This is a genomic window from Nocardioides dubius, from assembly GCF_039528155.1.
Taxonomy (GTDB): domain Bacteria; phylum Actinomycetota; class Actinomycetes; order Propionibacteriales; family Nocardioidaceae; genus Nocardioides; species Nocardioides dubius.
Genome location: NZ_BAAALG010000017.1, coordinates 91371 through 106540 on the forward strand (window position 1 = coordinate 91371; position 15170 = coordinate 106540).

Here is a 15170-nt window from a genome sequence, read left to right on the forward strand (position 1 = left end):
GGATCGAACGCCCGAGCGCACCACTCAGCGCAGCTCGACCTCCACCTGATGCAGGGTCCCCGGCCAGACGAACGGCACCCGGTAGTCGGGGGAGATCGGCGTGCCAGTGTCACGGCCGATGTTGAGGCCCTCGATGTAGGACATCCGCCACGGCACGGTCCGGTCCAGTCGCTCGCCGGCCACGACCGCGCCGTCGACGCTCAGACTCACCGTGCCGCCGACGCCGAACCCGGCACCGTCGGCGTCGAAGCGGACCTGCAGTCGACGTCGTCCGGGCGCGATCGGCGGCTCGGCGGTGACCGTCGCCCGCTCGGTGTTGAGCAGGTTGTAGTGATAGGTCAGCCTGCCATCCACGAGGTAGAGCGCGTGCCCGCCGGCGTGGCCACCGTGCCCGACCAGGAAGCCGCTGGCCCCCTCGGGGACGTCGACATCCGCGGTGATCGTGAAGCTTCGGTTGGCGACGTCGGGCGCGGCGGCCGGCGGGATCCGGGTGGTGCCGTCGTAGTAGACGAAGTGGCTGCGGCCCGCCACGGCGCTCGGCGCCGGCGGCCCTGACCGGCGGGCGGTGCCGGCCAGCAGCGGCAGCACCCCGTTGACGGCGGCCTCGACGAGGAAGAGGTCCTGCATCGTGCGCAGCCGCTCGGGGTGCGCTGCCGCGAGGTCGACGGCCTGACTGAAGTCCTCGTCGATGTGGAACAGCTGCCACGCGGCGGCGTCGGGCTCCGGCGGCGGCAGGGTCCAGGCCCAGGGCAGCTCGAGCGGGCCGCAGGCCGCGACCCAGCCGTCGTGGTAGATGGCGCGGTTGCCGTGCAGCTCGAAGTACTGGGTGGCGCGCAGCGAGGGTGCCGCGGCGTCGGCGAAGGAGTAGCGCATGCTGACGCCGTCGACCGGCTGCTGGGTGACCCCGTCGACGGCGTGAGGCTGGGCGACGCCGACCAGATCCAGGATGGTCGGGGCGACGTCCACGACGTGGTGGAACTGGTCGCGGAGCTGCGCGTGGTCGCCGATCCCGGCCGGCCAGGAGAGCACCATGCCGTTGCGGGTGCCGCCGAAGTGCGAGGCGACCTGCTTGAACCACTGGAAGGGCGTGTCCATGGCGTGGGCCCAGCCGATGGAGTAGTGGTTGTAGTGCTCTGGCCCGCCGAGCTCGTCGATGTGGTCGAGCATCCGCTCCACGCTGTCGGCCATGCCGTTCATGAACAGGCCCTCATTGAGCGCGCCGTGCGGGCCGCCCTCGGAGCTGGCGCCGTTGTCGCCCTGGATGAAGACGACGATGGTGTTGTCGAGCTCGCCGAGTTCGCGCAGGCTGTCGAGGAACCGGCCGATCTGTGCGTCGGAGTAGGCGACGCTGGCGGCGAAGACCTCCATCTGCCGGGCGTACAGGCGACGCTCGTCCTCGCTCAGGCTCGCCCACGCGGGGATCTCCTCGGGGCGTTCGGTCAGCCGGGTTCCCGCAGGGGCGATGCCCAGCTCGATCTGGCGAGCCAGCACCTCCTCGCGGACGGCGTCCCACCCGTGGTCATACTGGCCGCGGAACCGCTCGATCCACTCCTGCGGGGCGTGGTGCGGTGCGTGCCCGGCGGCGGTCGCGTAGTAGAGGAAGAACGGCTTGTCGGGGGCTCCGGACTTCTGCCGGCGGACCCACCGGATCGCCTCGTCGGCGAGGTCGGCCTCCAGGTGGTACGTCGGGTCGTCGGCCGGCGGCTCCACCGGGGTGATGCCGCGGTAGAGCCCCGGCGCCCAGTTGTTGCAGCCGCCGCCGTGGTAGCCGTACCAGTGCTCGAAGCCGAGCCCGGTGGGCCAGCGGTCGAACGGGCCGGTGGGGCTGGCCTCCCAGTCCGGGGTGTTGTGGTGCTTGCCGATCTGGGCGGTCGCGTAGCCGGCGTCCTTGAGGACCCGGGCCAGCGTGACGGCGTCGTCGGGCAGCACGCTCGTGTACCCGTCGTAGGCCATCGCGGTCTCGGTGATCCGGCCGAAGGCCACCTTGTGGTGGTTGCGCCCGGTCAGCAGGGCCGCGCGGGTGGGGGAGCACATCGCGGTGGTGTGGAAGCGGGTGTAGCGCAGGCCGCGCTCGGCGAGGGCGTCGACGGTCGGGGTGGGCACCACGCCGCCGAAGGTGCTGGTCGCGCCGTAGCCGACGTCATCGGTGAGCACGATGACGACGTTCGGCGCGCCGGGTGCCGCGGTGGGCTGCTCCGGCCAGTGCGGCTCGGGGGCGGTCTCCGGCGTGAGTGCGGTGATCGGGGGCATCGATCGACTTTCTTGTGGGGGGACGGTGCGGGGTGCGTGGGCTCAGTCGCACGTCGTGGTCCCGGTGAGCGCCGCGACGGTGAGAGGCACGTCACAGAGGGTGTTACAGTTCCGCGCAAAAGTAAAGTGAGGTCTAAAAATAGATCTCAATCCATCTTTGACTGAGGGAGTCTCATGCCCAACTTCTCCGGCAAGCGCGTCGTCGTCACCGGCGCCGCATCCGGCATCGGTGCCGCCGTCGTCCGCAAGCTCGTCGCCAGCGGCGCCGCCGTGATCGCGGTCGACCGCGTCGCCAGCGATGACCACTCGGTCGCCGAGATGGTGGTCGGCGACCTCTCCACCCACGCCGGGGTGCTGGCGATCGCCGACCAGATCGAGGGGCCGGTCGACGTCCTGGTCAACAACTCCGGCATCGCCGGCAACCACCCCTGGCGCACGGTGCTCGCGGTCAATGCGCTGGCTCCGCGCGATCTCACCCGGGCTCTGATGCCGAAGTTCGGCGCGGCCCCGGTCGTCGTCACCACCGCCTCGCAGGCGGGCTTCCTGTGGCAGCAGAACTACGCGCGACACAACGCGTTCCTGGCGATCGACGACTGGGAGCAGGCGCTCGACTCGATCGCCGACCTGCCCGACCTGGACACGACCTGCTACAACCTCAGCAAGGAGGCCGCGATCGTCTTCAGCGGCAACCTCGCGGTCGACGGCAAGCACATCGGGCTCCGCTCCAACACCGTCTCGCCGGGCACCGTCGGCACTCCCTTGCTGCCGGACTTCACCACCACGATGGGGGAGGAGGCGATCAACGGCGCCGCCACCTGGGCCGGCCGCCACGCCCGGCCCGAGGAGATCGCGGACGCGCTCGTCTACCTCGCCTCCTCGGAGTCCACCTGGATCACCGGTGCCGACCTCCCGGTCGACGGCGGCTTCTCGGCGTTGGTCTTCCGCTCCTACATCGCGCCGGCGATGGCAGCGATGGCCGCCGGGGCCGAGCAGTGAGCGCCGCGGCGACCGAGCTGATCTCGGTCAACCCGTCCACCCTCGAGGAGGTCGGGCGCACTCCGATCACCGACGCCGACGCGTTGCATCGCCGCGTCGAGGAGGCGCACGCGGCCTTCGCTGACTGGCGCACCGATCGCGCGCGTCGCCAGGGGCTGCTCGCGGCCTGCTCGGTCGAGCTGATGCGCAAGCTCCCGCAGATCGCCCCACTGCTCAGCCAGGAGCAGGGCAAGACCGTGGAGGACGCCGGCAACGAGGTCTGGATCTCGGCTCGCTGCCTCGCGCACCATGCGCGGGTCGCGTGGGACGACGAGACGCCGGGCGTCGAGGCGGCCGGGCGCTCCGTCGTCATCCAGCACCGTCCGCTCGGGGTGGTGGCGGCGATCGTGCCGTGGAACTTCCCGGTCTTCTTGATGATGGCGAAGATCGCTCCGGCGCTGGCAGCGGGCAACACCGTCGTCGTCAAGCCGGCCGAGTCGGTGGCCCTGGTGGTCGGCAAGGTCGTCGAGATCCTGAACACGGTCCTTCCCGGCGGCGTGCTGCAGATCGTGCAGGGCGGCCCGGAGGTCGGTCAGGCGCTGATCGGCCATCGCCGGGTGCGCAAGGTCTCCTTCACCGGTTCGACCAAGGTCGGCACCGCGATCATGCGGCAGGCTGCGGAGACGATCACGCCGGTCACCCTGGAGCTCGGCGGCAACGACCCGGCGATCGTCCTGGCCGATGCCGACCTCGCCGCCTGCGCCACCACGCTGGCCCGCAACGCCTTCTTCAACAGCGGGCAGATGTGCATCGCGCCGAAGCGTGCCTATGTCCCGGAGCACCTGGTCGACGCCTTCTGTGAGGCGTTCTCCGCCGAGATGGCGAACCTGCCGGTCGGCGACGGGCTGGCGCCGGGCACCAAGGTGGGGCCGCTGCACAATCGCGCCCAGCTCGATCTGGTGACGGAGCTGCTGGAGAAGGCGGTCGCCGGCGGGGGCCGTGTGGTCACGGGCGGCGGGCGCGGCACCGACCTGCCGGGCTACTTCCTGGAGCCGACTCTGGTGCGCGATGTCGATGACGCGGCGGACCTGGTGGCGCTGGAGCAGTTCGGTCCGGTCTTCCCGGTGGTCGCCTACCAGGACGTCGAGGACGTGCTGGCCACCTTGGATGAGCAGGAGTTCGGGCTCGGGGCCTCGGTCTGGGGCTCGACCGAGGCAGCGGAGCCGGTGGCCCAGCGGATCGAGGCCGGCTCGGTCTGGATCAACCAGCACAACGCGCTCGAGGTCGAGCTGCCGTTCGGCGGGCTGAAGTCGTCTGGCTTCGGTCGTGAGGGCGGCGAGGAGGGCGTGCAGGACTTCCTGGCCAGCCGGGTGGTCAGCACCAAGCGCTGAGCGCCACCGGGCGTCGCTCGGCGGCGCGAACGGAACAGCCCTGGCGGGAGATCCCGCCAGGGCTGTTCGCTGAATGCCGACTGCTCAGGGAGCCATGTCGGTCCAGGTGCTGAAGCCGCTCGGGTCGTGACGCCCGAAGCACATGTGCTCGAACATGCCCCAGCCCTCCTGGCCGTCGCAGGTGGCCCGGGCGGAGAAGTCGACGGTGCCCCAGGGCACTCGGGCGGCGATCTCCGGGTCGGTCAGGTCGTAGGTGGAGGAGAGCGACCAGTCGCGCCCCATCCACTGGCCGTGCGTCCAGTCCGTGTCTCCGCCGTAGCCGGCCCCGATGTGCAGCGCGACGTAGGTCAGCGGCTCGACGTCGACGACCACCGGCGCGCCGTTGCGGGTGGTCAGGTGGATCCGGGCCGAGGCAGGGTTCCTGGTCCCGGAGACGTAGTCGACCTCGACCCGGGGCCAGCCGAGCTGCTCCACCCGGCCGTCGCGCCAGACCCGGGTGGCGTGGTTGAGGGTGCGGGTGCCGTCGGGGGACTCCTGGACGATGATCATCAGCATGTAGTCGTCGAAGCGCAGCGGAACGTAGGTCCACCAGTGGCCGCCGGTCGGCTCGTCGGCCATCCTGCCCGCCGGGTCGCCGTCGCCGACCGGGCGGATGCCCCAGGAGCGGTCCCGGCTGCCGAGCCACAGGTCGGGGTCGACGGCGTGCTCGGTGCCGAAGGCGGCGAGGGTGCCGCTCCAGGTGCCGACCTGGGCGAACCGGGTGGCCTCGAGGATCGCCCGCGGACCGCCCATCAGGGTGTGCTGCTCCTCGAGCACCGCCGCGAACGAGCCCTCCCAGGTGATGTCGAAGGAGAGGTCGGGGTGCTCACAGACCAGGCGCACCCGCTCCAGCGGCTCGATCACCTCCAGGGCGTAGGCACCCACCTTCGTGGTCGTGCTGCGCTCGTCGAGCGCGTCGGAGAACCGGACGGCGACCTGGCGATCGCCTTCGCGCAGGGTCGCGAAGGCGTCCTGCACGCCGAGGTTCGGGTAGTGGCCGAAGCCGCTGACGAAGAAGCGCTCGCCGCTGCGGTCGTGGCCGTTGAAGTAGGCGCGGTCATAGAAGTTGCGGTCGGTGGTCGAGGTGCGTGCCATCGACAGCGGGGACTGGTGGACGGGGTACTCGTCCAGAGAATGGGGCTTCATCAGCTCTCCCAGGAGTAGGTGCCGGCAAGTAGGGCGTTGATCATCGGGTGGTGCATGACGTACTCGTCGAGGTCCGTTGGTGCCTCGATCTCGCCGAAGTGGATCCGGCGGCGGGTGATCTGGCTCATCACGATCCCGTGGCGCAGGGCGGCATAGAGCAGGTGCCAGTCCAGGTCGCGCACGGTGGTGCCGGTGAGCCGCTCGTAGGCCGCGACGACGTCGTCACGGCGGAACAGGTGGGGCAGGCCGGGCATCTCGAAGAAGTCGGCGATCATCTGGAACTGGGCGTGGAAGAAGATGAACCAGCCCAGGTCGACCTCGCGGGGCGCGATCGCCGCTGACTCCCAGTCGAGCACCGCCACGGCCTCGGTGCCGTCGAACATGATGTTGCCGATCCGGGCGTCGCCCCAGCAGAGCACGTCCGGCGACGGCTGCTCGGGCCAGTTCTCCTCGAGCCACGCGAAGCTGCGCTCCAGACAGGGGATGCTCAGTGCGTCGTCGCGCCGGGTCCACTCGTAGTAGTCCCGCTCGCGGGCGAAGTGCTCGCGCAGGCTGCCGCCGCTCGCGGACGGCGCGAGCCCGGGCAGGACGGCGACCGGGTCGGTGATCGTGTGCACGGCAGCCAGCATCCGCACGCTGGTCTCCTGGACCGCCGCCTGCTCGTCGGCGCTCATCTCGCTGAGCCAGCCGCCGAAGACGTAGGGCGGGTTGTCGACCGGTACCGCACCCGCGACCTGGTCCATCACCAGGAACGGCGTGCCAAGGGCCTCGGGGGAGGTCTCGATCCAGCGCACCCGGGGCACCGGAGCCGCAGTGTGCTCGCGCACCGCCCGCATCGCGTCGAACTGTGCCTGGAGGTCGTAGCCGGGGAAGACCGGCAGGGCGGCCGCCTCGGGCGCGAGTCTGGCGACCATGGCCCGTTCCTGCCGTTCGCCGCCTTCGGTCCAGGCCAGGTCGAAGAGCACCGAGATGCTGGACATGCCCGAGCCCTCGGGGCGGCGCAGGTTGGTGATCTCCGGCGCGGCGCCGTCGCCTAGCCGGGCGCCGAGCCAGGCGGCGAGTCGCCGCCCGGTCTCGTCCACGTCGAGCTCGGTGGTGGTGATGGTGGTCTCGATGCTGTCGGAGATGGCTTCGTCGCTCATCGGCTCCTCGGTTCGCTCATGCGACACGTGTCGCGGTGCACTTGGGTCTAAAGATAGACTCGACTCTAGGAAAATGGAACGGTGTTCGTGACTCCCGTGCTCAGGTGGGAGGCGTGGGCTCCGATAGCATGCGGCGCAGCCCGGGACGAGGTGTCCGGGCGCGAGCTGGAAGGCAGGGCACGTGGCGCAGCGGACGGGACTCGGGCGACGTGAGTTGAACAAGCTGCAGACGCGCGAGGCGTTGCTCAACGCCGCGCGCGACGCCTTCGTCGAGAACGGCACCTTCACCACCATCGACGAGATCGCGGATCGCGCGCTGGTCTCGCGGGCCACCTTCTTCAACTACTTCCCGAGCAAGGACGAGCTGCTCGGGGCGCTCTACGACGAGCTGGTCGTCCGCCTCGAGGAGGTGGTCGAGGAGCTGCTGGCGCGCGATCTCGGCACGGGGGAGCGGATCGCCGAGGTCTTCCTCGACTTCGCCCAGCGAGCCTCGGGTCGCTCGAAGTTCCTGCTCGCCTTCACGGCTGAGCTGGACCGCGCCGCCACCATCGAGCAGGTCGGCGAGCGGAGTGAGCACCTGCGTGGCCTGCTGGCCCGGATCCTGCAGGCCGGCCGCGAGGCGGGTGACCTGCGCACGGACTATCCCGTGGAGTTCCTGGCGCAGATGGTGGCCGGCATGTACCTGGCTGCGATGCAGCACGGGTGGGCGAGTTCGGGCGGGCCGGGCCTCGTCGAGGAGTTCCGGGCCGCCGGCCGGTTCGCCGCCGAGGCGATCGCGCCGCGCTGAGGTCGCTCGCCGCTCGCCGCGAGGTGGCTGTGAGCCGGGGTGCGATGTGTCCTGAGCCACCTCGAGATGCCCACTGGTTGATACGCTCGTCCCATATTCTAAGACGAGTGGCAGACTCGTGTTGACGGTCACCGGAGTCGGGTGGAGGCTGGGCACATGCGTTCCCAGATTCTCGTACGCACGCGACGCGTGAGTTGAGGGCCACCGGCCCGAGCACACGCGTCGACCCCTCGTCACCGATACTGGCCGAGGGGTTTTTTGTTGGCCACGACAAGGTCGAGCAGGACTGAGGAAGTAGACAGATGAGTGAGCAGGACGCAGCCGGACAGATCACCGGCGCCCAGAGCCTGGTCAAGTCGCTGGAGGCGGCCGGGGTCGAGGACATCTTCGGCATCCCCGGAGGGGCGATCCTCCCCGCGTACGACCCGCTCTTCGACAGCACGATCCGTCACATCCTGGTGCGCCACGAGCAGGCCGCCGGCCATGCTGCCGAGGGCTACGCGTCGGCGACCGGCAAGGTCGGCGTCTGCATGGCGACGTCCGGCCCCGGTGCCACCAACCTGGTGACGCCGATCGCGGACGCCTACATGGACTCCGTGCCGATGGTCGCGATCACCGGGCAGGTCCCGGCGAGCCTGATCGGCACCGACGCCTTCCAGGAAGCTGACATCCGCGGCATCACCATGCCGATCACCAAGCACAGCTTCCTGGTCACCGACGCCGACGAGATCCCGTCGCGGATCGCTGAGGCGTTCCACCTCGCCTCCACCGGCCGTCCCGGCCCGGTCCTGGTCGACATCGCCAAGAACGCCCTCCAGGCCGGTACCACCTTCCGCTGGCCGGGCGAGCTCCAGCTGCCCGGCTACCGCCCGGTGACCAAGCCGCACGCCAAGCAGATCCGCGAGGCCGCGAAGCTGATCCGCGCCGCCAAGAAGCCGGTCCTCTACGTCGGCGGCGGCACCATCCGCTCCGGCGCCCACCGCGAGCTGCGCAAGCTCGCGGAGCTGACCGGCATCCCCGTGGTGACCACGCTGATGGCGCGCGGTGCGTTCCCTGACTCGCACCCGCAGCACCTCGGCATGCCGGGCATGCACGGCACCGTGGCCGCGGTGGCCGGTCTGCAGAAGGCCGACCTGATCATCAGCCTGGGCGCCCGCTTCGACGACCGCGTCACCGGCGACCTGTCCACCTTCGCGCCCAACGCGTTGGTCGTGCACGCCGACATCGACCCTGCGGAGATCGGCAAGAACCGCTACGCCGACGTCCCGATCGTGGGCGACATCAAGGAGGTCATCACCGACCTCCTGGTCACCCTGCAGGCCGACCAGGCCGCAGGCAACGTGGGCGACTACGAGTCCTGGGTGGCCTACGTCGCCGGGATCAAGCAGAAGTACCCGCTGGGCTACGACACCCCGGCCTCCGGGCTGGCCCCGCAGTACGTGCTCGAGCGCCTCGGCGCGATCGCCGGTCCGGAGGCGATCTACGCCGCCGGCGTCGGCCAGCACCAGATGTGGGCCGCGCAGTTCATCGGCTACGAGAACCCCAACACCTGGCTGAACTCCGGCGGCGCCGGCACCATGGGCTACTCGGTCCCGGCCGCCATGGGCGCCAAGGTGGGTCGTCCCGACGCCACCGTGTGGGCGATCGACGGCGACGGCTGCTTCCAGATGACCAACCAGGAGCTCGCCACCTGCGCGATCAACGACATCCCGATCAAGGTCGCGATCATCAACAACGAGAACCTCGGCATGGTCCGCCAGTGGCAGACCCTGTTCTACAACGAGCGCTACTCCAACACCGACCTGCAGAAGCACGGCAAGCCGGTGCGGATCCCGGACTTCCCGAAGCTGGCCGAGGCCTACGGCTGCGTGGGCCTGGCCTGCGACTCGGCCTCCGACGTCGACGCCACGATCAAGAAGGCGATGGAGATCAACGACGCCCCCGTCGTCGTCGACTTCCGGGTCAACAAGGACGCCATGGTGTGGCCGATGATCGCCGGCGGCGCCAGCAACGATGACATCAAGTACGCGCGAGACCTCGCGCCCGACTTCGACGACGTGGAGCTCTGATGACCACCCACACCCTGTCGGTCCTGGTCGAGAACAAGCCGGGCGTGCTGGCACGCATCGCCAGCCTGTTCAGCCGCCGTGGCTACAACATCGACAGCCTCGCGGTGGGCCCCACCGAGCACCCTGAGATCTCCCGGATGACCATCGTGGTCAACGTGGAGGGCAGCCCGCTGGAGCAGGTCACCAAGCAGCTGAACAAGCTGGTCGAGGTGATCAAGATCGTCGAGCTCGACAGCGACGCCTCGATCAGCCGCGAGCTGCTCTTCGTCAAGGTCAAGGCCGACGCCGAGACCCGCGGCCAGGTGCTCGACGCCGTCCAGCTGTTCAAGGCGAAGGTGGTCGACGTGGCCACCGACGCGCTGACCATCCAGGTCACCGGCAACGCCGACAAGCTCAGCGACTTCCTCAAGGTCCTCGAGCCGTTCGGCATCCGCGAGCTGGTGCAGGGCGGCGTGGTCGCGATCGGTCGCGGTGCGCGGTCGATCACCGAGCGCTCGCTGCGCCCCATCGCCGTCCCCGCGCCGCCGCCTGTCGCGGGCTGACGCCCTCTTCATTCCAACGCCCCACCCAATCAAAGGAGAGCCCCCGTGGCTGAGATGTACTACGACGACGACGCCGACCTGACCCTGATCCAGGGCAAGACTGTCGCGGTGATCGGTTACGGCAGCCAGGGCCACGCCCACGCCCTCAACCTGCGCGACTCCGGCGTCGACGTCCGCATCGGCCTGCCGGAGGGCTCCAAGAGCCGCCCCAAGGCCGAGGACGAGGGCTTCAAGGTGCTCACCCCGGCCGAGGCCGCTGCCGAGGCCAACGTGATTGTGATCCTGGCTCCGGACCAGCACCAGCGCAAGCTCTACGCCGAGTCGATCGCCCCGAACCTCCAGGACGGCGACACCCTGGTCTTCGGCCACGGCTTCAACATCCGCTTCGGCTACATCACCGCGCCGGAGAACGTCGACGTGATCATGGTGGCCCCCAAGGCTCCCGGTCACACCGTGCGTCGCGAGTACGTCGCGGGCCGCGGCATCCCGGACATCATCGCCGTCGAGAACGACGCGTCGGGCCAGGCTTGGGAGATCGCAAAGTCGTACGCCAAGGGCATCGGCGGCACCCGCGCCGGCGTCATCAAGACCACCTTCACCGAGGAGACCGAGACCGACCTGTTCGGTGAGCAGGCCGTCCTCTGCGGTGGCGCCTCGCAGCTGATCCAGTACGGCTTCGAGACCCTGACCGAGGCCGGCTACCAGCCGGAGATCGCCTACTTCGAGGTGCTGCACGAGCTCAAGCTCATCGTGGACCTGATGTGGGAGGGCGGCATCGCCAAGCAGCGCTGGTCGGTCTCCGACACCGCTGAGTACGGCGACTACGTCTCCGGCCCGCGGGTCATCGACCCGTCGGTGAAGGAGAACATGAAGGCCGTTCTCGCCGACATCCAGAACGGCGCGTTCGCCAAGCGCTTCATCGACGACCAGGACAACGGCGGCAAGGAGTTCCTCGAGCTCCGCGCCAAGGGTGCGGCGCACCCGATCGAGGCCACCGGCAAGACCCTGCGTGGCCACTTCTCGTGGAAGCAGCAGGACGCCGACTACACCGACGGCTCCGCCGCTCGCTGATCTCGCTCGTCCACTCAGGGCCCCGTTCCGCTCCCGCGGGACGGGGCCCTGTGGATATTTCGCGCACGTTCCCGCTCCTGGCGGATAGTCCCTGACGTTTTCGTGGTTTTTCGTACCTCAGAACCACGAAAACGTCAGGGACTATCGCTGGTTGGAACTGGACCTGCCGCAGACAGAGAACCTGTTCTACATTGCCAGGCATGGACCTCGTTGCGATCGAAGAAATCCGCCAGCTGAAGTACCGCTACTTCCGTTCCCTGGACAACAAGGAGTGGGAGGCGTTCGGCGACTGCCTCGCCACCGACGTGAAGGCGCGCTACGGCACGAAGGCGATGGGCAAGCCGCTGCACTTCGACACCCGCGAGGAGGTCGTCGCCTACATGCAGAAGAACACCAACCAGTCGGTGGTCACCATGCACGTGGCGCAGCACCCCGAGATCACCGTCGACGGCGACACCGCGACCGCGTCGTGGGCCTTCGAGGACACCGTGATCGCCACCGAGTTCAACTGCCTGATCCGTGGCGCCGGCTACTACAAGGACTCCTACCGCAAGGACGCCGACGGCAAGTGGCGGATCGCCGGCACCGAGTACGAGCGGATCTACGAGGCGATGACCTCGCTCGCCGACACCCCGAGCTTCAAGCTGCTCGCCAACAAGTGGGCCTGAGCCTGCTCAGCTGACCGCCTCCGCGCTCTCGAGGGCCCCGTCCGGGTCCTCGGGGGCGTCCAGGTCGAGGACCCGCGTCAGCTCGAGATCGTCGAGGAACGCCTGGTCGTGGGAGACCACCAGCAGCGCACCCTGGTACGAGCCGAGCGCGTCAACCAGCTGGCTCGCGCTGCTCAGGTCGAGGTTGTTGGTCGGCTCGTCGAGCACCAGCAGCCGCGGCGCGGGATCGGCCAGCAGCAGACATGCCAGGGTGGCCCGCAGCAGCTCGCCGCCGGAGAGCGTTCCGACCGGCTGGTCGGCCGCTGCGCCACGGAACAGCAGCCGGGCCAGCTGGGCCCGGATCTCGTGCGGATCGGCGTGCGGCGCCCGCTCCCTGGCGTTGGCGAAGACGCTCTGCTCCACATCGAGCACATCGAGGCGCTGCGGCACGAAGGCCGTCGGCACGTGCCGCACCACCTCGCCGACCTCACCGTCCTCGCCCGGCTCCAGCGGACGTCGTCCGAGCAGGGTGTCGAGCAGCGTCGTCTTGCCGACGCCGTTGCGGCCGGTGATCGCGACCCGCTCCGGCCCGCTGATCGTCAGCTCGATCGTGCGCCCGTCGCGCAGCGTGATGCCGTGGGCGCTGAGCACCTGTTGGCCGCGGTGCACCACGGTCGCGGGCAGCGCGAGCGAGATCGACTCGTCGCTGGTCAGCTCGCTGCGGGCGCGATCCAGCTCGCCGCGGGCCTCGGCCAGCCGTTGCTGATGCACGCCGCGCAGCTTGCCGGCCGACTCCTGCGCCGAGCGCTTGCGGGCGCCGGCCAGGATCTTCGGCATGCTCTCGGCGGCCTTGGCGCCCTGCTTGTTGCGCCGGGCGATCACCCGCTCCGCCGCCTGCGCCTCGTTCTGCTGGCGACGCACGTCGGCCTTCGCCGCGGTGAGTGCCTGCTCGGCAGCGGCCCGCTCGGCGGCGATCTGCTCGCGGTAGGCGCTCCAGCCGCCGCCGTACCAGTGCACCTCGCGGCTGCTGCCGTGTGCGCGCACCTCGCCGATCCGGTCCACCAGCTCCAGCAGCTCCCGGTCGTGGCTGACCACCAGCAGGGTGCCGCGGTAGGAGGCGACGAGCTCGTGCACCCGGGCCCGAGCGCCGGCGTCGAGGTTGTTGGTGGGCTCGTCGAGCAGCAGCACGTCGGGGCGCTGCCACAGCAGTGCGGCCAGATGCAGCTGCATCGCCTCGCCGCCGGAGAGCTCGCCGACGCGGCGGTGCAGGGTGCCGGCGGGCATGCCGAGCCGGTCGAGGAGGGCGACGGCACGCTCCTCGATGTCCCAGTCGTCGCCGATGGTCTCGAAGTGGCGCTCGTCGACGTCGCCGGAGGTGACCGCGGCGATCGCGTGCAGCTTCGCGGCGATGCCGAGGTGCTCGGCGACCTCGGCGTCCACCCGCAGGGTGAGGTCCTGGCGCAGGTAGCCGACGCTGCCGTCCACCTGGATGCTGCCGCTGGTGGGGGAGAGGTCGCCGGCGATTAGCCGGAGGATGGTCGACTTGCCGGCACCGTTGCGCCCGACCAGGGCGTTGCGGCCTGGCGGGACCCGCAGGTCGAGGTCGGCGAAGGCGAGGGTGTCGTCGGGCCAGCGGAGGCTGACGTCGTGAAAGGCGATGGCCGGGGTAGGCACGGTTGCTCCTGGGATGCATGAGGGAGCGCCACCGAGAGCGGGGCGCAAAGTGCGGGGCGGGCACACCTCAAGCGAGCAACGATCGTCCTGTCGTCGGCAATGGGACGCCTCCGACCTTACTGTCGATGACTTCGGCCCTTCAAACCCTTTTCGCGCCACCCTCCGGATAGTCCCTGACGTTTTCGTGGTTTTCGGCCTTCAGAACCACGAAAACGTCAGGGACTATCCCCGGGGGCGAAGAGGGGCTGCCCGACGTACTCGCCGGGCGCGACGCCGGGCGGGACGGCGAAGAGGGCGGAGCCGTTGACCTTGACGTACTCCATCATCGCGTCGTTGCGCGACATCGCCTGCTGGACCGGGATGAACCCGGTGCGCGGATCGCGCACGTAGGCGATGAAGAAGAGCCCGGCGTTCAGATGGCCGAGGTCGGTGCTGCCGTCCACGAAGTTGTAGCCGCGGCGGAGCATCCGGGCGCCGTCGTGGAAGTCGGGATGCACCACCCGCACGTGCGCGTCCACCGGGATCGCCGGGGTGGCGCCGCCGGCCCTGAAGTCGAGATCGGTGAACTCCTCCCCGCCACTCAACGGTGCCCCGGAGCCCTTGGCGCGCCCGATGATCTGCTCCTGGTCGTAGAGCGACTGACGGTCCCAGGTCTCGATCACCATGCTCATCCGCCGGGTCACCAGGTAGCTGCCGCCGGCCAGCCAAGCGGCCCGCGGATCGTCGCCGGTGCCCACCCACAGGTGCTGCTCGGCGGCTGCGGTCTCCTCGGCCTTGAGGTTGGCGGTGCCGTCCTTGAACCCGAACAGGTTGCGCGGCGTGGACTGGGCGGTGGAGGTCGTCGAGGTGCGCCCGAAGCCGAGCTGCGACCAGCGGACGGCGACCGTGCCCATCCCGATCCGGACCAGGTTGCGGATCGCGTGCACCGCCACCTGCGGGTCGTTGGCGCAGGCCTGGATGCACAGGTCGCCGCCGGTCAGCTCCGGCTTGAGCATGTCGCCGGAGAAGTGCGGCAGCGGCTGCAGCGCCGCGGGCTGGCGATCGGCCAGGCCGAAGCGGTCACGCCCCTCCGCGTCGCGGAAGAGCCCGGGCCCGAAGCCGAAGGTGATGGTCAGGCCGGAGGCCTCCAGCTCCAAGGCCTCGCCGGTGTCCTCGGGCGGCAGCATCGGCGAGCCGCCGAGCGCGCCTGCCGGGGTGGCGTCCTTGCCCTGGGTCATCCGCGCGGCCGCGGAGGTCCAGCGCATCAGCAGGGCGATCAGGTCGTCGCGGGAGTCGGTGGTGACGTCGAAGGCGACGAAGTGCAGCCGGTCCTGGGCCGGCGTGACGATGCCGGCCTGGTGCGCTCCCTGGAACGGGTAGCGCAGGGAGCCCACGCCGTCCTCGGCGTCATGCGTGCCGAGCGCGGTCGCGGCACCCACGACGCCGAGCGCGGCCACC

General features: G+C 70.0%; 12 protein-coding genes. 7 read left to right on the forward strand and 5 right to left on the reverse strand.

Annotation, left to right across the window (positions count from 1 at the left end; genetic code table 11):
• Positions 1 to 24 precede the first annotated feature (24 nt).
• The gene (locus ABD151_RS20305; RefSeq protein WP_343996679.1) at positions 25 to 2250 is read right to left on the reverse strand and encodes an arylsulfatase; all 2226 of its coding nucleotides are present in this window, start codon (positions 2248 to 2250) and stop codon (positions 25 to 27) included.
• Positions 2251 to 2424: 174 nt separating this feature from the next.
• Here ABD151_RS20305 and ABD151_RS20310 point away from each other — a divergent pair, with 174 nt between their 5' ends.
• Both ABD151_RS20310 and ABD151_RS20315 read left to right on the forward strand, forming a co-directional pair.
• Positions 2425 to 3246: an SDR family oxidoreductase gene (locus ABD151_RS20310; protein WP_343996680.1), complete on the forward strand. Its 822-nt coding sequence runs from the start codon at positions 2425 to 2427 to the stop codon at positions 3244 to 3246.
• Complete coding sequence (locus ABD151_RS20315) at positions 3243 to 4616, forward strand: aldehyde dehydrogenase family protein (RefSeq protein ID WP_343996681.1); 1374 nt, start codon at positions 3243 to 3245, stop codon at positions 4614 to 4616. Before ABD151_RS20310 ends, ABD151_RS20315 begins: the two co-directional genes overlap by 4 nt.
• Before the next feature lie 84 nt (positions 4617 to 4700).
• On the opposite strand, the gene ABD151_RS20320 is transcribed toward ABD151_RS20315, so the two are convergent.
• Together ABD151_RS20320 and ABD151_RS20325 are read right to left on the reverse strand one after the other, a co-directional pair.
• The gene (locus ABD151_RS20320) at positions 4701 to 5801 is read right to left on the reverse strand and encodes an Rv3169 family protein (RefSeq protein WP_343996682.1); all 1101 of its coding nucleotides are present in this window, start codon (positions 5799 to 5801) and stop codon (positions 4701 to 4703) included.
• The gene (locus tag ABD151_RS20325) at positions 5801 to 6943 is read right to left on the reverse strand and encodes a phosphotransferase family protein (RefSeq protein WP_343996683.1); all 1143 of its coding nucleotides are present in this window, start codon (positions 6941 to 6943) and stop codon (positions 5801 to 5803) included. The genes ABD151_RS20320 and ABD151_RS20325 overlap by 1 nt, the downstream gene beginning before the upstream one ends.
• Positions 6944 to 7124: 181 nt before the next feature.
• Here ABD151_RS20325 and ABD151_RS20330 point away from each other — a divergent pair, with 181 nt between their 5' ends.
• The 5 genes from ABD151_RS20330 to ABD151_RS20350 all read left to right on the forward strand — a co-directional run bounded on the left by ABD151_RS20330 (position 7125) and on the right by ABD151_RS20350 (position 12080).
• The gene (locus tag ABD151_RS20330; RefSeq protein WP_343996684.1) at positions 7125 to 7730 is read left to right on the forward strand and encodes a TetR/AcrR family transcriptional regulator; all 606 of its coding nucleotides are present in this window, start codon (positions 7125 to 7127) and stop codon (positions 7728 to 7730) included.
• Positions 7731 to 8032: 302 nt separating this feature from the next.
• Positions 8033 to 9799 (forward strand): acetolactate synthase large subunit, encoded by a 1767-nt coding sequence (locus ABD151_RS20335; protein ID WP_343996685.1) that lies wholly within the window; start codon positions 8033 to 8035, stop codon positions 9797 to 9799.
• A complete protein-coding gene (gene ilvN, locus ABD151_RS20340) occupies positions 9799 to 10341 on the forward strand; it encodes an acetolactate synthase small subunit (RefSeq protein ID WP_343996686.1) in 543 nt (180 codons plus the stop codon). The genes ABD151_RS20335 and ilvN overlap by 1 nt, the downstream gene beginning before the upstream one ends.
• A gap of 45 nt (positions 10342 to 10386) precedes the next feature.
• Positions 10387 to 11412, forward strand: coding sequence for a ketol-acid reductoisomerase (gene ilvC / locus ABD151_RS20345; protein ID WP_343996687.1), 1026 nt, complete (start codon positions 10387 to 10389; stop codon positions 11410 to 11412).
• Positions 11413 to 11612: 200 nt separating this feature from the next.
• Positions 11613 to 12080: a nuclear transport factor 2 family protein gene (locus ABD151_RS20350; RefSeq protein ID WP_343996688.1), complete on the forward strand. Its 468-nt coding sequence runs from the start codon at positions 11613 to 11615 to the stop codon at positions 12078 to 12080.
• 6 nt (positions 12081 to 12086) lie between these two features.
• Here ABD151_RS20350 and ABD151_RS20355 read toward each other — a convergent pair whose 3' ends face one another.
• Positions 12087 to 13733, reverse strand: a complete 1647-nt coding sequence (locus ABD151_RS20355; protein WP_343996689.1) for an ABC-F family ATP-binding cassette domain-containing protein — start codon at positions 13731 to 13733, stop codon at positions 12087 to 12089.
• 215 nt (positions 13734 to 13948) lie between these two features.
• Positions 13949 to 15170, reverse strand: a 1222-nt coding sequence (gene efeB, locus ABD151_RS20360; RefSeq protein WP_343996690.1) for an iron uptake transporter deferrochelatase/peroxidase subunit, incomplete at its 5' end; no start/stop codon positions are given.